Source organism: Paractinoplanes brasiliensis (assembly GCF_004362215.1).
GTDB lineage: Bacteria > Actinomycetota > Actinomycetes > Mycobacteriales > Micromonosporaceae > Actinoplanes > Actinoplanes brasiliensis.
Window position 1 is genome coordinate 6,693,859 of sequence record NZ_SNWR01000001.1, and the last position, 21,243, is coordinate 6,715,101.

Genomic DNA, 21,243 nt, shown 5'->3' on the forward strand with positions numbered 1-21,243 from the left:
GGAGACGCCGGAGTGGTGCCGCGGAGCGTGGTGCGGATGCCCGGCCCGGGGAAGGGGCCGGTGGTGCGGGCCCGGCCCGGGGAAGGGCCGGGGTGGTGCGGGTGCCTGAGCCAGGGGAGGGGCTCAGGCGGGCGAGGACGCGCGCACGACCAGGGTCGTGGGCACGGTGATGGAAAGCGGAGTGCGGCCCGCGATCACGTCGGTGAGCAGGCGGACCATTTCCTCGCTGACCCGGTCGAGGGGGTGCCGGACCGTGGTCAGCGGGGGCTCGGTGGTGGCGGCCAGCCCCGAGTCGTCGAAGCCGACCACCCGGACGTCGCCGGGCACATCCCGCCCGGCCTCCCGCAGCACGCGCAGCGCGCCGTCGGCCATCGCGTCGGAGGCGGCGAAAACCGCGTCGAGGTCGGGAGAGCGTTCGAGCAGCGTACGCATGGCCGCAGCCCCCGATTCCCGGCTCCAGTCGCCGTGCACGATGCGGCCGGGGTCGATCGTCAGGCCGTGCGCGATCAGCGCGTCGTGGTAGCCCTGCAACCGGTCGACGCCGCCGGCCGTGTCCTGCGGGCCGGTGATCGTGGCGATCCGGCCGCAGCCCGCGCCGATCAGGTGCTCGACCGCCGAGCGCCCGCCGTTGCGGTCGTCGGCCATCACCGAGCTGATCACCTGTTCGTAGCCGAGGACCCGCCCGCAGGCCACGATCGGCACCTCGGCCCGGACGAGCTGGCTGAGCAGCGGGTCGCCGGAGTGCGGGGACACCAGCAGCACCCCGTCGACGTGGCCGCCGGAGAGGTAGGCGATCGTCCGGGCGCGTTCCTCGGGAGTCGACGCGATCATCAGGATCAGCGTGAGCTCACGGTCGGACAGGGCCTGGGCCACGCCGCGCAGCAGCACCGAGAAGTTCGGGTCCTCGAAGAGCAGGTGCTGCGGCTCGGTGAGCAGGAACGCGATCGACCCCGACTTGCCGGTGGCGAGCGAGCGGGCGTGCGGGTTCGCCGTGTATCCCGTACGGGAAATGGCCTCGCGGACCGCGCGGACGGCCTCGGGGCTGACCCACTCGCGCCCGTTGAGGACGCGGGAGACCGTGGCGTAGGAGACCCCGGCCTCGCGCGCGACGTCGCGGATCGTGGGCCGCTTACGCCCTGGTGACGGCGTTGTCGGCACGTGCGGAATCATAGAGGTCACGCTGAGTCTCCGTTGGCATGCCCTCCTGGCCCTACGCCTGCTTCGCTCACTCCGGTGCAGTCGGTCATGCTGAGTCTCCGTTGGCATGCCCTCCTGGCCCTACGCCTGCTTCGCTCACTCCGGTGCAGTCGGTCATGCCTTCACCGCGCCCGCGCCGAGGTCGACTCGCCAGTAGCGTTGCAGGGTCAGGAACAGCACGACCAGCGGAATGATCGACAGCAGCGCGCCGGTGACCACCGAGGTGTACATGGCCGGCTGGGTGGCGCCCTGGTTGAGCAGGCCGCTGAGCCCGACCGTCACCGGGAACAGCCTGTCGTCGCCGAGCATGATGAACGGCAGCATGTAGTTGTTCCAGATCGCCACGAACTGGAACAGGAACACGGTGACCAGCCCGGCGCGCATCATCGGCAGCGCCACGCGGGAGAAGCTGCGCCAGTCGTTCGCGCCGTCCATCCGGGCCGCCTCCAGCACCTCGTCGGGCACGGTGGCCGCCGCGAAGATCCGGCACAGATAGATCCCGTACGGGCTGATGAAGCTCGGCAGCAGCACCGACCAGTACGTGTTGGTCATGCCGACCTTGGCCAGCAGCAGGTACTGCGGGATGGCCAGGATCACCGCAGGCACGAGCACCCCGGCCAGCACGATGTTGAACACCAGCGCCTTGCCGCGGAAGTCGTACTTGGCCAGCGCGAACCCGGCCATGGCGCTGACCAGCGTCGACGCCGCCGCGCCGCCGCCCGCGAAGATCGCCGAGTTGAGCATCCAGCGCCAGTACAACCCGTCGCGGTACCCGCTGAGCGAGGCGATGTTGTCGAACAGGTGCGTGCTGGGCAAGAACGTGAACGTGGTGAACAGCTCGCTCGCGCTCTTGGTCGACGCGACCACCACCCACAGCACCGGCATCAGGCAGTACGCGGCTCCGAGCAGCAACAGCACGGTGGCGGTGGGGCTGGTGCGGCGCCGGCGGGGCGGTGACGCGTCGGCGGTCACGACCGCGGCGCGTTCCAGGACGACAGCCATGATCAGTTCTCCTGACTGAAGGCGCGCGAGCCGACGAGCTTGAGGAACCCGTACGAGATGACGAACGTGGCCGCCGCGATGATCACCGACGTGGCCGCGGCGGAGTAGATGTCGTTGCGCACGAACGCGTCCCGGTACACCTTCATCAACGGGGTCCAGGTCGTCGAGATGGTGTTGCTGAGCGGCCGCAGGGTCATCGGCTCGGCGAAGACCTGCAGCGTGGCGATGAGCGAGAACAGGAACGTCATCACCAGCGACGGCCCGATGATCGGGATCTTGATGCGCAGCGCGATCTGCACGTCGGAGGCGCCGTCGATGCGGGCCGCCTCGAACAGGTCGGTCGGGATGGCGCGCAGCGCGGTGTAGAGCACGATCATGTTGAAGCCGGCGCCGCCCCAGATCGCGATGTTGGCGACCGCGTAGAGCACCCAGGACGAGCTCAGGGCGTCCGGGGCCGTGACGCCGACCGCGTCCAGCACGTCGACGATCGGGCTGACCCGCGGCAGGTACAGGAAGCCCCACAGCAGCGAGGCGATCACGGCCGGGACCGCGTACGGGAGGAAGATCGACGTGCGGGCGAAGGTGCCCACCCGGGTCCGGCCGGCGTCGAGCAGCAGGGCCATGACCAGCGCGAGCCCGAGCATGGCGGGAACCACGATCAGCCCGTACGCCCCGACGCGCAGCACGCTGGGCACGAACTCGGGGTCGGTCAGCGACCGGGCGTAGTTGCTGAGCCCGGCCCACACCTCGGTGCGGGCGCCCGCACCGAGGCCAAGGCCGCTGACCTTGACCCGGCGCAGGCTCAGGTAGCCGGCGTAGACGATCGGCGCGGCCAGGAACGCCGCGAACAGCACCAGCGCCGGGGCGAGGAAGGCGTACGGCGCTCCTTTGGTCCTCATCCGGCGACGGTGAATCCGGCGTTCTTCAGGTCACCCACGGTGGCCTGCTGGATGGTGTCGAGGGCGGCTCCGAAGCCGGCGGCCTTCTTGCCCTCGGCGGCCTTGCCGAAGGCGTCGTTGTACGCGCTGTAGGCGACGTTGACGTTCGGACCGTACGTGAAGGGCTTGGTGATCTTGCCGGCCTCGGCGGCGAGCGCGTAGAAGTCGGGCTGGTTGCTGAAGAAGGCCGGCGGCTGGGTCAGCGCGACGCCGGTGGCGTCGTTGGCGGCGGGGTAGACGTTTGCCGTGCCGGCCAGCGCCTTGAGGGCGGCGGGATCGGTGTTGAGCCACTTCACGAACTCGGCGGCCTGCGCCTTGTGCTTGCTCTGCGAGGTGACGCTGGTGGCCGAGCCGCCCCAGTTGCCGTTGGCCGGGGCCGCGGCGTCCCAGTTGGGCAGCAGCGCGGTGTTCCACTTGCCCTTGGTCGAGGCGGCGTTGCCCTCGAGCACGCCGGGACCCCAGACCGCCCCGAGCCAGCCGACCTGGGTGCCGTCGTTGAGGGCCGCGTTCCACTCGGGCGTGTACATCGGCTTGTTGTCGATGACGCCCTCCTGCACCAGGCCACCCCAGTAGTCGGCGACCTTCTTGGTGTTGGCGTCGTTGATGGCGACCGTCCAGGAGTCGCCCTGCACGCCCCACCACGAGGCGCCGGCCTGCTGCGAGAGGCCCGCGAACCAGCCCGGGTCGTTGGAGGAGAACGTGCCCAGGTACTGCTTCGGGTTCGCCTTGTGGATCTTGCGGGCGACCTCGGCGTACTCGTCCCAGGTCTTCGGTACTTGGACGCCGGCCTTGTCGAAGACGTCGGAGCGGTAGAAGAACATCATCGGGCCGGAGTCCTGCGGGACGCCGTAGACCGCCTCGCCGCCGAGCGTCACGGCGTTCCAGGCGGATTCGGGAAACTTGGCCTTGAGGTCGCCCGTCTCCTTGGCGATGTCGGCGACGGCGTCGGCCGCGACCAGGGTCGGGATCTTCTGGTACTCGGCCTGCATGATGTCGGGGGCGCCGCTGCCGGCCTTGATCGCGGTGAGCAGCTTGGCCACGGCCGGGTCGCCGCCGTCCTGCTTGTTGACGGTGACCTGGATGTTGGGGTGGGAGGCGTTCCAGCCCTCGACCACCTTGTCCATGTTCGGCGCCCAGCTCCAGTAGGTCAGCGCGACCTTCTCGTTGGGGTCGGCCGTGGAGGCGCCGGAGCCGGTGTCGTCGCCGCTGCACGCGGCGGTCGTCATCAGAAGCGCCGCGGCCAGGGCCCCGGCGAATGTTTTCCTCATCGATGCTCCTCACTCGGAGGGGAGAGACGTGCGTCACCCGATTGGGCCTGTGACCGGTTACAGTGATGCTCGTTTTCATGATTGTCAAGACCTTGCGTCCTGCCCGTTACGCCGAGGTATCGTGCGTGCTCATCGACCTGTGACCGGTTACAGGGCTTGAGTCAGATCCGCAGGGGGCAGCCGTGTTGTTTGTCGCGCACCATCCGTGGTCCGAGCCGCCGCGCCGGCCCCGGATGACGAACGACGAGGACGTACGGCCGGGGGTCGCGCTGACCAGCCGCCACCTGTCGCTGAGCGGCCGGCCGGTAGTCCCGGTCTCGGGCGAGCTGCACTTCAGCCGCGTGCCCCGCCACCGCTGGGCCGAGCGCCTGCGGCAGATGCGCGCCGGCGGCGTCACCGTCGTGGCCAGCTACGTGTTCTGGCTGCACCACGTCGAACGCCGCGGCGAACCCCGCTTCGACGGCAACCTCGACGTCGCCGCCTTCCTCGACGAGGTGCGCAACGCCGGGCTCGACATGGTGCTGCGCATCGGACCGTGGTGCCACGGCGAGAGCCGCAACGGCGGGTTCCCCGACTGGGTGCAGCGGGCCCCGGTCGCGCACCGCACCGACGACCCGGCCTACCTGGAGCTCGTGCGGGAGTGGTTCGGGCAGCTGGCCTCGCAGGTCGCCGGGGCCGAGCTGCTCGGCATTCAGCTCGAGAACGAGCTCTACGACCAGCCCGGCCACCTCGTCACGCTCAAGCGGCTGGCCCGCGAGGCCGGTTTGACCGCTCCGCTGTGGACGGCGACCGCGTGGGGTGGCGCCGACCTGCCCGACGACGAGGTGCTGCCGCTCTACGGCGGATACGGCGACGGGTTCTGGGTCGACGCCGGCGCGCCCTGGGACCCGACGTTCCGCGACCACTACTTCTTCTCGCACGTCTGGGACGACCCGGGCATCGGCGCCGACCTGCGGCGCATGCACGAGGCGAAACTGAGCGCGCCCCAACCCCGTACGCCCTCGCCGCTGTTCCCCCCGGCGACCTGCGAGCTCGGCGGCGGCATGGCGACCGCGTACCACCGGCGCCCCTGGCCGGCCCCGCTCGACGTGGCCACGATCGCGCACTGCAAGATCGGCAACGGGTCGGCCTGGCAGGGCTATTACATGTACGCCGGGGGCACCAACCCCGTCCTGCCCGGTGGCGCGCAGGAGTCGCACGCCACCGGCTACCCGAACGACATGCCGCCGCTGGGGTACGACTTCCACGCGCCGATCGGCGAGTCCGGCCTGCTCGCGCCCAGCCACGCCGAACTGCGCCGGCAGCACGCTTTCCTGGCGGCGTTCGGCGACCGGCTCGCCGAGATGCCGTCAACCCTTCCCCCCGTACGCCCGTCCGGGGTCAACGACTCCACGACCCTGCGCTACGCGTTGCGCAGCGACGGCGAGAGCGGGTTTCTCTTCGTCGCCTGGCACCAGCCACACTTCCCGCTGCCCGCCTACGAGCAGGCGCAGTTCCGGGTTTCCCTGGGTGAGCACGAGCTGGCCGTGCCGTCGTCGCCGGTGGACGTCCCGGCCGGAACCCTGGCCTGCTGGCCGCTGCGGCTGCCGGTGGGTGACGGCGTGCTCGACTGGGCCACCGCCTCGGCGCTGACCGTGCTGCCCGGCCCGGTGCCGACGCTGGTGCTGGTCGCCTCGGCGGGCATCGAGGTCACGTACGCGGTCGGTGGTGTGGTCTCGGCGGTGACCCCGGGCCTGTCCCCGGTGCGGGCCGGTGGTTTCGACCTGCTGGTGCTGCCGGCCTCGGTGGCCGCCTCGGTCTGGGTCGACGAGGACGGGCCGCGGCGCCGGCTGCTGCTCTCCGATGACGAGCTGCGCTGGGGCTCGGACGGGCGGGTCGACGTCCTCGCCACCGGCACACCCTCGGCGCGCGTCTATGACCCGGTCGCCGGTGAGTTCGTGGAGCTGCCGCTCGACGGCGACGGTTCCGGGTTCACGGCGTCGCTCAACCCCTTCCCCGTACGCCCGGCAGCCGCCACGGTTCCGGTCGCGTACGGGAAATACGACGGCCGCCAGTCCGCCCCCGCCGCGGAGACGTTCGACGAGCTGGCCGCCGTCCATCGGCTCGACATTCCGCCGATCCCCGCCGGGGTGGACGCGTTCCTGCACATCGACTGGGCGGGCGACGTCGGGCAGCTGCGGGTCGACGGGCGGCCCGTCACCGACCGGTTCTGGGACGGCTCGCCCTGGACGGTCAATCTGCGCGACACCGGATGGCAGCCGGGCGCCGAGCTGACCCTGCACCTGCTGCCGCTGGCCGCCGGGTCGACCGTGGCGCTGCCGCACGAGGCCCGGGAACGGCTCCTCGCCGCCGACGGCCAGCAGCTGCTGGCACTGGACGGCGTACGGGTGCTCGGCCGGGCGACCTGGCACGAGCGCGGGCACCGGGTACGCCGCAGCGTGCGGCACATGGCCGACGGTCGCGAGATCATCTACTACGACGACACGCTGCCGTTCAAACCTCGCCGGGCGGTCGACCAGCGGCCCCTGACCCCGGCGCCGGAACAGGCGGAGATGCGGCTCGACCCGCTGACCGGGGAGTGGATCGCGATCGCGGCCCACCGCAACGACCGGACCTTCCTGCCAGCGGCCGACCAGGACCCGCTCGCGCCGACGACTGCGGGCGGCTTTCCGACCGAGGTGGCCGAGGAGACGTACGACGTGGTGGTCTTCGAAAACCGTTTCCCGTCGTTCTCGTCGCGGGCCTTCCACGGGCCGGAGTTGATCGACGGGGACCCGTTGTGGCCCGTCCGGCCTGCTTCCGGGCGTACGGAAGTCGTGGTCTTCTCGTCGGAGCCGTCGGGCTCGTTCGGGACGCTCAGCCCGTCACGCGCCCGGACGGTCATCGACGCCTGGGCCGACCGTACGGTGGCGTTGTCGCAGGTGGAGACGGTGGAGCAGGTGTTCGTGTTCGAGAACCGGGGGCGCGAGACCGGGGTGACGCTGCCGCACCCGCACGGGCAGATCTACGCGTTCCCGTTCGTGCCGCCGAAGGTCGAACGGATGCTGTCCCGGGCAGCGCGGCGGCCCCGGTTGTTCGCCGACATCCTCGCGGCCGAGCAGCGAGCCGGGACCCGGGTGGTGGCGTCGAGTGCGCACTGGACAGCTTACGTGCCCGCGGCGGCTCGGTGGCCGGTCGAGGTGCACCTGGCGCCGCACCGGGACGTGCCTGACCTGCCGGCGCTGACCGACGAGGAGCGGGACGACCTGGCCGTGATCTACCTGGACGTGCTGGGGCGGCTCGACCGGTACTACGACGGGGTGGAGGCTTTGCCGTACATCTCGGGGGTGTTCCAGGCGCCGGTGCGGACGGGGCGTGACCTGTTCCGGCTCCATCTGCAGGTGTTCTCGGTCTTGCGGGCGCCGGGGAAGCTGAAGTATCTGGCGGGGGTGGAGTCGGCGATGGCTTCCTGGATCAGCGACACGTCGCCGGAGCGGGTGGCCGCCCGGCTGCGGGCAGTGTGATCGTCAGGCGTCACCCCACTCGGACATTTTCGACTTAACCGTTTTATGCCCTTTGTTGCTCAGGCCGGGCGTCGGCGGGAGCCCTCGCCGCCGCCCGGCTCCTGCAATGTCCCATCATGCATCCACGGCGGTCAATACGCCGATCAGGCCCCGTTGCTGATGTCGATCATGTGCTGACGCGGGACGACCTTGATCCGCTTCCGGCCGTGCGGGGCGCCGAGCCCGACCTCGTGTTCGTCGAGCCGCTTCCAGCCGTCCCACGTCGTGTAGCCGACCCCGCGCCGCTCCAGGTACGGCAGAACGTCGTCCCGGCTGGTCGCGGGCGCGCCGGCCACGTCCTCGAGCAGGCTCGCCACGGTCTCGGAGGCGTCCTTCTTGGTGTGCCCGATCAAGCCGACCGGCCCCCGCTTGATCCAGCCGGTCGCGTACAGCCCCGGGACGTGGTTGCCGTCGAGGTCCAGCACCCGGCCCGCCTCGTGCGGAACCGTGCCGGTGACGTGATCGAACGGCAGGTCGGCGATCGGGCGGCTCAGGTAGCCGATGGCCCGGTAGACGGCCTGCACGTCCCAGTCGGTGAACTCGCCGGTGCCGCGCACGGTGCCGTCCCCGGTCAGCTCCTGCGTCTCGGTCCGCAGCGCCGTGACCCCGTTCTCGTCGCCGACGATCGCGGCCGGGGCCTGCAGGAAGTGCAGGTGCAGCCGGCGCTGGCGGTCCCGCGGATCCCGGGCGCACCAGTTCTGCAGCACGTCGACGCACATCTTCAGCGACCGCTTGGCCCGGATCGCGGCCAGGCTGCCCTCGTCGAACTCCATGCCCTCCGGGTGCACGATCACCTCGACGTTGGGCGACTCGTCGAGCTCCCGCAGCTCCATCGGCGTGAACTTGACCTGCCCCGGCCCGCGCCGCGAGAACAGGTGCACGTCGGTGACCGGACTGGCCAGCAGCCCCCGGTACACGTTCTCGGGGATCTCCGTCTCGAGCAGCTCGTCGGCCGTCTTCGCGAGAATCCGGGCCACGTCGACGGCCACGTTCCCGGCGCCGATCACGGCCACCTTCGTCGCTGTCAAAGGCCAGTCCCGCGGTACGTCGGGGTGGCCGTCGTACCAGGACACGAAGTCGGCGCCGCCGAAGCTGCCCGGCAGGTCGATCCCCGGAATGTCCAGCTCCCGATCCTTGTCGGCCCCCGTCGCGATGATCGTGGCGTCGTAGAACGGGGCAAGTTCCTCCGGCTTGACGTCCACGCCGTAGTCGACGTTGCCGATGAACCGGATGCGCGGGCTCTCCAGCACGTTGTGCAACGCCACGACGATCTCTTTGATCCGCGGGTGATCGGGCGCCACCCCGTAACGAATCAGCCCGTACGGCGTGGGGAGCCGGTCAAAGATGTCGACGCTCGCGCTCGGCGCGGCCTTGGTGAGGATGTCGGCCGCGTAGATGCCGGCCGGCCCCGCGCCGACGACAGCAACCCTGAGGGGGCGATCCATGTAAGCGTTTCCTTCGGTCGTCGGGCCGGCTCTTGCGTTTTCTCCGCATTTCCCGGAGCGCCCGCAAAGCTAAAACCTCAACCAGACTTCAAGTCAACGAAGCGCCGAGCGACCTCTGTCACAGGGCACCCTAACTTGCCCCCTACCAGCCTGTTCACGCGCCCTGACACCTCGGAGGGTGTGATCGACCTCTCGCCCGCGGTCCGGGTCACCCACTCTTGACTCGACGCGGCACCGCCCTCCTGGCGTCCGCACCAACCCCGTGCCCGCCTCAGCCGCGTCTTGCCCTGCCCGCCGGCGGCGTGGACCAGCAGGGAGCCCTCCGGCGCCGGGTGCCGCGGAGCCGGCCGGTGGCCCCGCGAACCTCCATCGAGTGGCCCGGGGAGGCGGGCTGGTTATTTGAAGAATTCTTCAATTGATAAAGTGTGCAGGTCGTAGGAGCGCGAGGGGAGTGGCGGCGTGCCGATTCCGCTGTATCAGGCCAAGGCGGAGCTGTTCCGCACGCTGGGCCACCCGGTACGCATCCGGGTGCTGGAGCTGTTGCAGGACGGTCCGAAGCTGGTCCGCGACCTGCTCGCCGAGATCGACGTGGAGGCGTCCAACCTGTCGCAGCAGCTGGCCGTGCTGCGCCGGGCCGGGCTGGTCGAGTCGACCCGGGAGGGTGCGGCGACCCGATACGCGTTGAGCACGCCCGACGTGGCCGATCTGCTGGCCGCCGGCCGCCGGATCCTCGGCACGGTCCTGACCAACGGCGGCGACCTTCTGGTGCAGCTCCAGGCCGATCGGCGCGACGGGTGACAGCGGCGACCACGACCCAAGCCGTACGGCGTGTGACCACCCTGCTGCCTCAGCGCTCCGACTGGACGGCGGTACGCCGCAACCCCACCCGGGATCTGCTGGCCGGGCTGACCGTGGCGGTGGTGGCGTTGCCGCTGGCGTTGGCGTTCGGGGTGGCTTCCGGGCTCGGCGCGCAGGCCGGGCTGGTCACGGCGGTGGTGGCCGGCGCGATCGCGGCCGTGTTCGGTGGCTCCAACCTGCAGGTGTCCGGGCCGACCGGGGCGATGACGGTGGTCCTGGTGCCGGTGATGGCGCAGTTCGGGACGACCGGCGTGCTGATGGTCGGCGTGATGGCCGGTGTGCTGCTGATCGGCCTGGCGGTCGCCCGGCTGGGCCGTTACGTGCGCTACCTGCCCGCCCCGGTCATCGAGGGCTTCACCGCCGGCATCGCCGTGGTGATCGCGTTGCAGCAGGTGCCGGCCGCGCTCGGGGTCGCCGACGCGCACGGGGAGAAGGTGTGGGCAGCAGCGGCCGACGCCGTGGGCCGTTTCGCCGGCGATCCGCACCCCGCCTCGGTCATGGTGGCGCTGGGCGTCGCCGCGGTGATGCTGCTCGGCGCCCGGTGGCGTCCCGGCCTGCCGTTCTCGCTGATCGCCGTGGCCCTCGCGACGATCCTGGCCTCGGTCACGTCACTGGACCTGACGCCCATCGGAGCGCTGCCCGCCGGCCTCCCCGCCCCCTCGCTGGGCTTCCTCGACCTGCACGCCGTTTCCGCGCTGCTGCCCTCGGCGCTGGCCGTGGCGACCCTGGCCGCGCTGGAGAGCCTGCTGTCGGCCACCGTCGCCGACGCGATGAGCGTCAACGAGCAGCACGACCCGGACAGGGAACTCTTCGGCCAGGGTCTGGCGAACCTGGTCGCCCCGGTGTTCGGCGGCATCCCGGCGACGGCGGCGATCGCCCGTACGGCGGTGAACGTGCGAGCCGGCGCAGGCTCCAAGCTCGCGTCCCTCACCCACGCGGTCGCCCTCGGCGTGATCGTGCTGGCCGCCGCGCCCCTGGTGTCCCACATCCCCCTCGCGGCACTCGCCGGGGTGCTGCTGGCCACCACCGTACGCATGGTCGAGGCGAGCGCTTTGCTGGCGCTGGCCCGCTCCACACGCGGTGACGCCCTCGTCCTCGCGCTCACCTTCACTGTGACGGTGGCGTTCGACCTGGTCACCGCCGTAGTGGTGGGCCTCGGTGTCGCCGTCGTCCTGGCGCTGCGAGCCGTGGCCCGCACCGTACGGCTCGAACAGGTCCCGCTGGAATCCGGCGACCACTCCGCCGAGGAACACGAGCTGCTCGCCGAGCACATAGTCGCGTACCGGCTCGACGGTCCTTTGTTCTTCGCCGCCGCCCACCATTTCCTGCTGGAGCTGACCGAGGTCGCCGACGTGCGGGTGGTCATCCTGCGCATGTCCCGCGTGTCCACCATCGACGCCACCGGCGCGCAGGTCCTCGGCGACGCCATCGCCCGCCTGCAACGCCGCGGAATCACCGTGCTGCTGTCCGGCATAGCCCCCGAGCACGAGCAGATCCTGAACACCCTCGGCCTCGCGGTCCAACTCCAGCGCGACGGCCACGTCTTCCCCGACACCCCAACCGCCATCGCGTACGCCCGACACCACGTCCTGCCCACCCCACCGACGACGGCGTAGGCGCCCGCTTCGCCGACGTGCCCGGCATCGGGGACGCCGCTTCCGGGTGGTGCGACCAGAGCGTCTGGCGGGTGTGGCTGTCTGCGGCGGGAGCGCCACCCGGGCGCTCCCGCACAGGGCCACTCAGTTGGACCAGGTGTAGCCGGCCATGGCCGCGCCCGGACTGGCCAGGAGGGCCGCGACGGTGGCGAGCAGGAAGGCCGTAATGGTCAGGACCACGGTTCGCAGACGCACAGTGGACTCCTCACGTTGAGGTGATCGTGCCTGTAGGGGCCGACGTTACCGAACCGCTCGCGACACAGGCGTCCCTTCCCGCTGTCTGGGCTGCACTGTCTCGGCGGGTACGCAGACTCGGGTGCCGCGCCCCGGCGATGCCATTCGTGCGGCTGGCAAAATCGTGGCCACGTGAGTGGTCCTGAACTGGTCCTGGTGCTGCGTTACCGCAAGGCAGTGACGTACGGCTTCCACGTGATGTTGGGCGCGCTCGGCCGGGACAAGACCGCGACCCGGTACGAGGTGCGCCGAGCAGCGACCGCCTCAGCCGGGCTGGGCGATCAGGTAGAGGGTCGAGGGAACGGCGAGGGCCAGTCCTATCACGGTCAACCAGAGGGCCGCGAGCCGGCCGGTGCGGACAGCGTCGCGGCGGTCGGCGATGATCGCGGCCCGCGAGTCGGTGGTGAAGACGGTCAGGCCGGTCCGGTTGGGCAGCAGACCCCGGTTGGTGACCCGGCCCATGGCAAAGACCGGTAGCCCGCGGGGCACCCGGGTCTCGGTGAGGTGCAGTCGTTCGGACTTGCGGAGGCCGGCGATCACGGAGGCCGGGACGATCGGAGGCAACGGAACCGGATCGGCACGGTCGTAGGACACGTCGGTGACCTGGTAAACGGATGCTCCACTCATGAACGGGTCGTTGACCGTGTCCCGCGGTGTCACCAGCCGCGGGTGGACCGGAATGCGCCGATTCTTGTCAGCGAGAGCGGGCCAGGCCGGCGACTCGGCCTTCAGGATCACCTCGGGTTCGTGGTCGTCGCTGGTGACGAACGAACTGATCCGCATCTTGAACAGGGTCACCCGGTACCAGGTGCAGTCCTCGCCGGTCACCGGGCCGATCTGGCGGCCGGCCTCGCTGTACTCGGTGGTTCCCTCGATGGCGACCCGGCCGCGGGTGCCCACCGGTGACGGTCGCAGGCGGTGCAGGATCCACAGGGCACGCAGGTCGGCGATGATCAGCAGCAGGAAGATCCCGGCCCCGGCCACCAGAAGAAAGCCGAAGCAGAACGCCACGGTCGCCACGGTCGTCACGCCGTCACCATAGAAGGGCCTTGCGAACGTCGATATCGTCCGAGACGGCGATCCGGTTGGCAGGGTTCTCTGGCGGTCGGCGGGGTGGAGGCCGATACTTGCGGGCCGGGAGGCGACATGTCGTTGACGGAGGGGGCGGTCTCCGCCTGGACGCGGGCGGGACGGTGCCTGATGGCGCAACCGGTCGCCGTCAACGCGGCTGTCGCGGTGCTGTGCTACCTGGCCACGATCGCCGTCCCGGCCCGGGCGGCCGTGCCGTGCGGGTGGCCGGTGTTCGTGGCCGCCGCGTTCGCGTCGCTGCCGCTGGTGGTCCGCCACCGGTATCCGATCGCAGTCGCGGCCGTGGTCGGCGCCGGCACCGTCGGTCTGGCCGCGGCCGGTGTCCTGATGGCGATCCCCTTGCCGTACGGGCAGGTCGTGGCCACCTACACCATCGCGTCGCTGGCAGCATCTCCGTGGCGGCAGCTGAGCGTCGGGGCAACCGCGGCCGGTACGGTGATCGTCGTATTCGCCGTCCTCGGGAGGGGACCAGGCTCCCTCGCCATGGCCGCGCTGCCGCTGGCCGTGGCGTATGCGCTGGGCACTGGAGCGCGGGCGCGGCGTGACCGGGTCGCGATGCTCGACGAACGTGCGCGGCGTCTCGCCCACGCAGAGGAGACCGCCGCGGCCCGGGAACGGGAACGCATCGCCCGTGAGGTCCACGACATCGTGGCCCATTCGGTGAGCCTCATGGTGGTGCAGGCGGAGGCCGGCCTGGTGGTTTCGACCGCAGCCGGCCCGGCGGCGCGGCGGTTCGACGTCATCTCGACCACCGGGCGTGAGGCAGTGGCTCAGCTCGACCGGGTGCTTGGGGTGCTACGCGGCGACGCTGCCGCCCGGCATCCGCAGCCGGGGCTGGACGGACTGGAGGAGCTGATGCGGCGTGCCCGCCTCGCCGGTCTGCGCGCCGAGTTGTCATGCCGTGGCAGGCCCAGGCCCGTGCCGACCGACCTGGCGACCACCGCCTACCGGCTGGTGCAGGAGGCGGTCACCAACACGATCAGACATGCGGGCGCCCACGAGCTGCGTGTTCTCGTGCACTGGTGTGACGACATGCTCCGCATCGAGGTCACCGACGACGGCAAAGGTACGGCAGCGGACGGCCCCCTTCCCGGCCACGGGCTCGTGGGCATGCGCGAGCGGGTCCGCGCCTTCGACGGCGAGTTGCGCGCCGGACGGGGGGAGGGTGGCGCGGGCTTCCGTGTCACCGCGTCCCTCGCACTGCCCCGACCGGGCGTACGCCATGACTGAGCAGATCCGCGTCCTCATCGTCGACGACCAGGATCTGGTACGCGAGGGGCTCACGCTGATCCTGAGCGGCCCGCCGGACATCGCCGTCGTCGGCACCGCGGCCGACGGCGACGAGGCGGTGGCCGCCGCGCTGGAGCTACGGCCCGACGTGGTCCTGATGGACGTGCGGATGCCCGGTATGGACGGCGTCGCGGCCACCGCATCGATCTGTGCCCGTACATCGGCGCGCGTGCTCATGCTCACCACGTACGACTTGGACGAGCACGTCTACGCCGCGCTGCGGGCGGGTGCCACCGGTTTCCTGCTCAAGACCGTGCGCGGACCCGACCTGGTCGCCGGGGTCCGGACGGTCGCAGCCGGTGACGGGTTACTCGCCCCCTCGGTCACCCGCCGCCTGATCGCCGACATCGCTGTTCGCCCGGCCCCGCCCAGCGCGGGAGAGGTGGCCTGCTTGACCGCCCGGGAGACCGACATGCTGCGCGCCGTGGCGCGGGGCCTGTCGAATGCCGAGATCGCCGCCGAGCTCCACATCACCGAGAACACGGTCAAGACCCACATCAGCAACGTCCTGGCCAAGCTCGGCCTCCGGGACCGGGTGCAGGCGGTCGTCCTCGCGTACGAGACCGGCCTGGTCGTCAGCGGACGGCCTCACCCGGCCGGGTGAGGCGCACTCATTCTCACGAGTGTTACCTCGGAGGGCAGCCTGGCCGAGCATCGACCGCATGCGTTTCTCCGCCGGCCGGTTGTCGATCCGGCATCCTGTCGCGACGATCCTGGTGTGGCTGGTCGTGGTCATCGCCTCGCTGGCCGGCGGAATCGGGGTGTTCGGCCGGCTGGACGTGAGCGTGGGCCGCGTACCGGGCAGCGAGTCGGACCGGGCCGACGAGTTGATCACCCGCATGGCGCCGAAACCGGTGACGCTGACCGCTGTCCTGAGCGCCCGGCCGGCGGCCGGCCCCATCGATCGCGAGGAGGTCGGCGCGACCGTCACCGACCTCCGTGTCACGCCCGGCGTCACGGGGGTGACCGGACCGCGGCCCGGCCTCGGCGGGGAGACCTTGCTGATCCTGATCCACCTCGAACCGGGCGACGAGATGCGGAGGACCGCCGACGCCGTGGCCGGGCGAATGCACGGCGTCCGCAGCGCGACGGTAGCCGTGGCGGGCGGCCCGCTGACCAACCACGAATTCAGCGTCCAGGCACAGTCCGACACGCAACGCGCCGAGATGCTCACCACCCCGGTCGTCCTGCTGTTCCTGCTCCTGATCTTCGGTGGATTGATCGCGGCCGGACTGCCGCTGATCGTTGCCTTCGCGGGGGTCGGCGGCACCTTCGGACTGCTGTCTGCGTACAGCCTGGTCGGCGGGGTTTCGGTGTACGCCATCCAGGTGGCGACGATGCTTTCGGTCGGCCTGGCCATCGACTACGGCCTCCTCACGGTCACCCGGTTCCGCGAGGAGCGCGCGATCGATCCCGAGGTGCCCGCCGCAGTGGCCCGCACCGTAGCCACGGCCGGCCGAACCGTGATCTTCTCCGGTCTGACCGTCGCCGCTGTCCTCGCCGGGCTGACGGTCTTCCCAGACCCCTTTCTGCGGTCCATGGGCCTGGCCGGGGTCGGCGTGGTACTGGTCGTCGCGAGCGCGGCCACGACACTGCTCCCGGCGTTGCTGACCCTGTTCGGACACCGCATCGGGCCGGCTCGGCCACCGGCTCGCCGGGGGATCTTCGCCCGTATCGCCCGTGCCGTGCAGCGCCGGCCCGTCCCGACGGCGCTCGTGGCGGCTCTCGTCATGGCCGTGATCGCCCTGCCGGTGTTCGGACTGCGGCTTGCGCAACTCGACCCGCGGCTCCTGCCCGAGGGGAGCCAGAGCCGCGAAGTCCACGACGTGATCGTCCGGGACTTTCCCGACCTGAACCGGCCAGCCCCTGTTGTCGTCGCGGCCGTCGCGCCCACAGACAGCCCGGAACTCGCCGGGGTGCGCCGGCGTATGGCGGCCCTCCCGCACGTCACCGACGTCCAGACGGTAGGTTCCGGTGCGCTGACTGTGTTCTCCGCCGACCTCGACGTGCCGGCGTCGAGCGAGGCCGCCCGTGGGGTCGTGAAGGCGATCCGCGCCATGCCGGCGTCGCCCCGGCTCCTGGTCACCGGCGACACCGCCCAACTCGTCGACTACCAAGCGGCGATCATCAGCCGTCTGCCGTGGGCTGTGGGCGTCATCGCACTCGCGACGCTCGTGCTGCTGTTCATGTTCACCAGGTCGGTGCTGCTGCCGGTCAAGGCGGTGGCGACGAATCTGCTGAGCATCGGCGCCGCTCTGGGCGGGGTGGTGTGGGTGTTCCAGCAGGGCCACCTCGCCGGCTGGTTCGGGACGAGCGGCCTGGGCGCCGTTCATCTCAGCGTGCCGGTGCTGGTCGGCGCGACCGCGTTCGGCCTGTCGGTGGATTATGAGGTGTTCCTGCTGTCCCGCATCCGCGAACACTGGCTCACCACCGGGGACAACGAACGAGCGGTCGCCATCGGGCTGCAGACGACCGGCCGGGTCATAACCTCCGCGGCCCTGCTCATGGGCGTGGTGTTCGCCGGATTCCTGACCGCGGGCTTTGTCCCGGTCAAGGCAATCGGTCTCGGGCTGCTGCTGGCCGTCGTCCTCGACGCGACCGTGGTGCGGCTGTTCCTCGTACCGGCGACGATGACCCTGGTCGGACGATACAACTGGTGGGCGCCGCCGGCTGCGAGGCGGCTTCGCTGACGGCGGAACAGTCTCCGTGTCCAACCGTGTCCAACATCGCGGATCGGAGCTGGACCACGGCCCGACAATGGAGGTCTCCCCTTCGGCTTTCACCACGGCCGGTCGCGGCGACCGTACTGCAAGGTGCCGTTGTGGTGGCCGATCACCGTCTGCAATGGAGAGACACCACGATGTTCAACCGATTCCGGAGGGCGAAGCCCGAACCCGACGAGGTCGACCCACGCCTGTTGATCACCCTTGGCGTACAGGCCCTCCAGAATGGGGAGCGGGAACTGGCGGTCCAGTTGCTGACCGGGGCCGCAGCCACCACCGATCCGGCCCTGCTCAGCGACATCGGCAGCCTGTTGCTGGAATGCGGCCGCCGGGACGACGCCTACACGGCCTTCCGCCGGGGCGCCGACCAAGGCGGGGCTGAGGCCATGCACAACCTGGGCGTGTTGTACAAGCAGGACGGCCTCCTCGACGAGGCCGAGCGGTGGTGGCGGGCCGCCTGCGAGCACGGCAACACCGAGACCCACAACAGTCTGGCGAACCTTCTTAAGCTTCGGGGCGATCCGGCCGGAGCGCTGCGGCACTACCGGCTCGGGGCCGAGGCCGGATCACCCGACGCGATGGCCAACCTGGTCCTGGCGCTGATCGCCGCGGGTGATCGGACGGGTGCCGGCACCTGGGTGGAATCGCTGATCTCGCGGGGTCATCCGGCGGGAGACTTTCTCCGCCAGGTCGTCGCCGGCGCGGCGGACCGTGGTGAGGATGAGCCCGATTCCGCATCGCAGCCCCCACCGGTACCGCAGACCGAATCAGCGAGGCAGCCCGAACCCCGTCGGGACCCGATCTTCCTCGACCTCAGCGACCCGCTCACCACGGCGGAGAAGCTGCGGATCCAGGTCCAGAACAGCGACGACCCCCACCTGCTGGCCATCGCCGTGGAGGCCGCCCGTATCGCGGTCGAAGCCAGCCGGGACGATGCCGCAGCCACCGCGATGGCACAGGGGATCCTGTGCGTGCTTCTCCGCACCACCGCGGCACGCACCGGCGACCGGTCCGCGCTGATCGAGGCGGTACAGAGTGGGCGGGAAGGCCTCGCCGCCGCTGTGTCCAGCGACAGCCTCCTGGGCCGGGCCGCCGGCGCACTGGCCACCACCCTGATCGACTTCTACCAGATCACCCACGATCCCGACGCGCTCAGCGAGGCCGTCACGACCGCCCGTTTCGCCAGCTCGCAGCACCATCCGGACGACGCCGAACACGCAGGTGCCCTGAGCAATCTCGTCAACGCACTGGTACTGCTCCACCAGCAAAACCGAGATATCGCCGTGCTCACCGAGGCAGTGCTCCACGCCCGCCGGTCGGTCACGTTGGTCACTCCGGCCCACCCCCGATACCCGACGGTCGCCGTGGTGGCCGCCCAGGCACTCACGCAATATTGTCTGGCCACCCAGACGCTCGATGCCCTCGAGGAGGCACGCGCACTGGCTCACCAGGCTCTGGCCACGACCTCGGCCGGACATCCCAACCGGCCGACGATCGCCAACCTCGTCGCCAAGCTCGACGAGGCAGCCCGCCGGCGTGCTTCATGATCGACCGTACCGGCGCCCCGTTCGTGATCCTGCCGTTGCAGACCCGGCCACGGCTGATGGCGACGCGGTCTACTCACCTGCTGACAACCTGGTCCGCCGCCCTGAAACACTGGTATGCGCGGCACGAGTGCGGGCCCGACGGGGTTCAGCGCGAAGAGTATCGGCCCGGGCGGCGAACCGGACAGCTTCCTCCGGACGGCCCGTGTCCCGATAGCAGTAGCCCAGGCCTTCCCATCCTCGTGCTGTACCGGCGCGGAGCCCAGCCGCCCAGAACATCTGCATTGCCCGTACCGAGAAGTCGTTCTCGGCGACGATGTCGCCCTCGATGGCGGACAGTACGGACAGCGCGCGATAGGTTTTGCCTTGGCCGGTGTGGTCCGCCTGTGCCTCGTACAGGTCAAGCGCCCGTTCCAGGTTCATCCGGGCGGCGCTACGGTCGGTTTCGCGCAGTAGCCGACCCAGGACGAGTCGAGCGTGGGCTTCCTCGGCCGGGTCGCCGTGCTGCTGTGTCCTGGCCAGGACGGTTGTCAGCTCGGCTGTCGTGCTGCCCTGCTCGGCTCGGCGGTCGACGAATTCGCCCAAGCATCGGGCCAGCAGCCAGATCCGTGGGTCGGGCTCCATGCGGCCGGCGGTGTTGAGCACGGCGAGCAGCACGTTGCGTTCGATGTACAGCCAGGCCAGAGCACTGCCCTTATCAGGGAAGTCCGGACGGACTGTCCCCTCGGCCACAGACGGCAGCCCGCTGTCCGCGACAGGCATCCCCGGGTCGAGCATGCCTGCCACCGCACGGACCGCGTACAGGTAATGGTCGAGCATCCGGACTCGGGCGGCCGGTGCCTCGGTGGCCCGAACCAGTTGGCCGGCGAAGGCGCGGATCAGGTCGTGAAGACCGTAGCGCCCGCCGGCGTTCTCCGAGACCAGGTGCACCCGGCTGAGCTCGGACAATCCCGCTTGGGCGACGTCCACCGGCAGGGCCGACAGGCTGGCCGCAGCCGCAACAGCCAGATCGGGCCCCGGATGCACGCTGAGCAGACGGAACAGCCGGCTGGCGGTGTCACTGACACGCTGGTAAGACCAGGTCAGGGCAGCCGGGACACTCATCGTTTCCTCGCCGGTCTCCAGAGAGGTCAGGCAGGTCTCGGACCTGCGCAACTCGACACCGATCTCGGCGAGGCTGAAATGCGGCCGTGCGGCGGCCCGGGCCGCGACCACCGCCATGGCGAGCGGAAGCCGTGCACAGGAGGCGATGATGTCATCCAGCGCGGTTGGCTCGGCATTCGTCCGGGACCGGCCGATCCGGGCCTCGAGCATCCGGCGGGATTCCGCACGAGTGGGCAGGCCCAGAGTGATGGTCCGGGCGCCCAGATCGGCTACCAGACCAGGAAGGTCGTAACGGCTGGTGACCAACACCAGGCAGTCACGCATGGCGGACAGCAGGGGCCGTACCTGGCCGGTGTCCACGACGTTGTCGAGCACGACGAGCGCCCGCCGCCGGTTGAGCACCCGCTGGAGCACCCCGGCCTGAGCGGCGATCGACGGTGGCTGGGCCGAGTCGGGTACGCCCACATACCCGAGCAGGGTGCGCATCACCGCCTCGGCGGACAACGGCTCGCAGTGCGGGCTGAAACCTCGTAGATCGATCAGGAATCGACCACCGGGAAAGCCTTGAGCCGACTGGCGAGCCCATTGCGCGGCCAGCGAGGTCTTGCCGATCCCGGCACCCCCGCAGATCACAGCGACCGTCGTGGCCCCGGCCCGGGAATACTCCCCGTGCAGGGTGTCCAGAGCCGCCAGCTCAGCGGTGCGGCCGACGAACGACGGCAGCGAAACCGGCAGGAAACATGGCGCCTCGGTCGCCGGACCGGTGGACCGTCGCCGCTCGTCCACCCGGTCTCGAGCCGAAGCAAGCATGCCTTGCTCGGCCTCGGACGCGCCAAGCTGCAGAACCAGGGTGTCGAACCGGTCCACCGGAGGCAGTACCCGCCCGGAGAAGTAACCTCCGACCGCACCGTGGGACCAGCCGTTGGCATTGGCCAGCTCACGGTAGCTCGGCACCGATCTTCCCTTCCGATGCCCGAGCCTCAGACGCAGCCGGCGCAGCAGGGCGCCGAGCTCGCTCACCGTCGTCACCGCAGCAGCTTCGACGATGAGAGTGCGCTCGCCGGAGGCGTCTACACCAGTCACGCATCCATGATGGACGATGGTGGGCGCGGATCGAATGATTCACAGCCAACCGAGACGAACTGTGTTGCCGGTCAACCGGTGCTGGTGCCGACGGCGCGGTGTTGGGAGCGGGAAAGGGGCCAACCTCAAGATTGAAATTCGCTGCTTTCAGGAGGATCACCAAGACGATCTTGGCGGTGCCGGCCGCGGCATCCGGTGTGTGGCGTCGCGAGACAGCCGGGCGCCGGTTGCGGAAGCAACGCGACACCCGTGGCGGCAGGTGTCGACCAGT

At 70.5% G+C, this 21,243-nt stretch carries 14 protein-coding genes; 7 read left to right on the top strand and 7 right to left on the bottom strand.

From position 1 onward, the window contains the following. Window positions 1–123: 123 nt before the first annotated feature. From C8E87_RS30005 to C8E87_RS30020, 4 genes are all read right to left on the bottom strand, one after another. Window positions 124–1,170 carry a LacI family DNA-binding transcriptional regulator gene (locus C8E87_RS30005; RefSeq protein ID WP_133877160.1) on the bottom strand — a complete coding sequence of 349 codons (1,047 nt, stop codon included), beginning with the start codon at window positions 1,168–1,170 and terminating at the stop codon, window positions 124–126. A gap of 141 nt (window positions 1,171–1,311) precedes the next feature. Continuing rightward, on the bottom strand, window positions 1,312–2,199 hold the full coding sequence (locus C8E87_RS30010) for a carbohydrate ABC transporter permease (RefSeq protein ID WP_133876191.1): 888 nt from the start codon (window positions 2,197–2,199) through the stop codon (window positions 1,312–1,314). Between the two features lie 2 nt (window positions 2,200–2,201). Next, window positions 2,202–3,098 carry a carbohydrate ABC transporter permease gene (locus C8E87_RS30015; protein ID WP_133876192.1) on the bottom strand — a complete coding sequence of 299 codons (897 nt, stop codon included), beginning with the start codon at window positions 3,096–3,098 and terminating at the stop codon, window positions 2,202–2,204. Continuing rightward, window positions 3,095–4,405, bottom strand: a complete 1,311-nt coding sequence (locus C8E87_RS30020; RefSeq protein WP_133876193.1) for an ABC transporter substrate-binding protein — start codon at window positions 4,403–4,405, stop codon at window positions 3,095–3,097. Before C8E87_RS30020 ends, C8E87_RS30015 begins: the two co-directional genes overlap by 4 nt. A gap of 182 nt (window positions 4,406–4,587) precedes the next feature. Here C8E87_RS30020 and galT point away from each other — a divergent pair, with 182 nt between their 5' ends. Further along, window positions 4,588–7,908 (top strand): galactose-1-phosphate uridylyltransferase, encoded by a 3,321-nt coding sequence (galT, locus tag C8E87_RS46705; protein WP_307870758.1) that lies wholly within the window; start codon window positions 4,588–4,590, stop codon window positions 7,906–7,908. A gap of 143 nt (window positions 7,909–8,051) precedes the next feature. Here the strand turns inward: galT and C8E87_RS30030 are convergent, their stop codons facing one another. Further along, entirely contained in the window at window positions 8,052–9,392 is a 1,341-nt protein-coding gene (locus C8E87_RS30030) for an FAD-dependent oxidoreductase (protein WP_133876194.1), read from the bottom strand. Window positions 9,393–9,851: 459 nt separating this feature from the next. On the opposite strand from C8E87_RS30030, the gene C8E87_RS30035 reads away from it, so the two are divergent. Beyond that, complete coding sequence (locus tag C8E87_RS30035; RefSeq protein WP_133876195.1) at window positions 9,852–10,190, top strand: ArsR/SmtB family transcription factor; 339 nt, start codon at window positions 9,852–9,854, stop codon at window positions 10,188–10,190. A gap of 32 nt (window positions 10,191–10,222) precedes the next feature. Then, window positions 10,223–11,866: a SulP family inorganic anion transporter gene (locus tag C8E87_RS30040; RefSeq protein WP_239080287.1), complete on the top strand. Its 1,644-nt coding sequence runs from the start codon at window positions 10,223–10,225 to the stop codon at window positions 11,864–11,866. 537 nt (window positions 11,867–12,403) lie between these two features. Here C8E87_RS30040 and C8E87_RS30045 read toward each other — a convergent pair. Continuing rightward, window positions 12,404–13,168: a hypothetical protein gene (locus C8E87_RS30045; protein ID WP_133876197.1), complete on the bottom strand. Its 765-nt coding sequence runs from the start codon at window positions 13,166–13,168 to the stop codon at window positions 12,404–12,406. Window positions 13,169–13,285: 117 nt separating this feature from the next. Here C8E87_RS30045 and C8E87_RS30050 point away from each other — a divergent pair, with 117 nt between their 5' ends. Genes C8E87_RS30050 through C8E87_RS30065 form a run of 4 tightly spaced genes read left to right on the top strand, consistent with a single transcriptional unit; the run spans window position 13,286 to window position 18,788 of the window. After that, the gene (locus C8E87_RS30050; RefSeq protein ID WP_133876198.1) at window positions 13,286–14,458 is read left to right on the top strand and encodes a sensor histidine kinase; all 1,173 of its coding nucleotides are present in this window, start codon (window positions 13,286–13,288) and stop codon (window positions 14,456–14,458) included. Further along, a complete protein-coding gene (locus C8E87_RS30055; protein ID WP_133876199.1) occupies window positions 14,451–15,122 on the top strand; it encodes a response regulator in 672 nt (223 codons plus the stop codon). Before C8E87_RS30050 ends, C8E87_RS30055 begins: the two co-directional genes overlap by 8 nt. Before the next feature lie 58 nt (window positions 15,123–15,180). Then, window positions 15,181–17,208 (top strand): MMPL family transporter, encoded by a 2,028-nt coding sequence (locus tag C8E87_RS30060; protein ID WP_133876200.1) that lies wholly within the window; start codon window positions 15,181–15,183, stop codon window positions 17,206–17,208. Continuing rightward, window positions 17,175–18,788 carry a tetratricopeptide repeat protein gene (locus C8E87_RS30065; RefSeq protein ID WP_133876201.1) on the top strand — a complete coding sequence of 538 codons (1,614 nt, stop codon included), beginning with the start codon at window positions 17,175–17,177 and terminating at the stop codon, window positions 18,786–18,788. The genes C8E87_RS30060 and C8E87_RS30065 overlap by 34 nt, the downstream gene beginning before the upstream one ends. Window positions 18,789–18,857: 69 nt before the next feature. On the opposite strand, the gene C8E87_RS30070 is transcribed toward C8E87_RS30065, so the two are convergent. Further along, window positions 18,858–20,972, bottom strand: a complete 2,115-nt coding sequence (locus C8E87_RS30070) for an NB-ARC domain-containing protein (protein ID WP_133876202.1) — start codon at window positions 20,970–20,972, stop codon at window positions 18,858–18,860. Window positions 20,973–21,243: the final 271 nt, after the last annotated feature.

Bases quoted from the DNA above. Each gene is read 5' to 3' on its own strand.
- C8E87_RS30020 (WP_133876193.1), bottom strand. From the start codon at position 4,405: ATGAGGAAAACATTCGCCGGGGCCCTGGCCGCGGCGCTTCTGATGACG.
- C8E87_RS30030 (WP_133876194.1), bottom strand. From the start codon at position 9,392: ATGGATCGCCCCCTCAGGGTTGCTGTCGTCGGCGCGGGGCCGGCCGGC.
- C8E87_RS30010 (WP_133876191.1), bottom strand. From the start codon at position 2,199: ATGGCTGTCGTCCTGGAACGCGCCGCGGTCGTGACCGCCGACGCGTCA.
- C8E87_RS30005 (WP_133877160.1), bottom strand. From the start codon at position 1,170: ATGATTCCGCACGTGCCGACAACGCCGTCACCAGGGCGTAAGCGGCCC.
- C8E87_RS30055 (WP_133876199.1), top strand. From the start codon at position 14,451: ATGACTGAGCAGATCCGCGTCCTCATCGTCGACGACCAGGATCTGGTA.
- C8E87_RS30015 (WP_133876192.1), bottom strand. From the start codon at position 3,098: ATGAGGACCAAAGGAGCGCCGTACGCCTTCCTCGCCCCGGCGCTGGTG.
- C8E87_RS30050 (WP_133876198.1), top strand. From the start codon at position 13,286: ATGTCGTTGACGGAGGGGGCGGTCTCCGCCTGGACGCGGGCGGGACGG.
- C8E87_RS30060 (WP_133876200.1), top strand. From the start codon at position 15,181: ATGCGTTTCTCCGCCGGCCGGTTGTCGATCCGGCATCCTGTCGCGACG.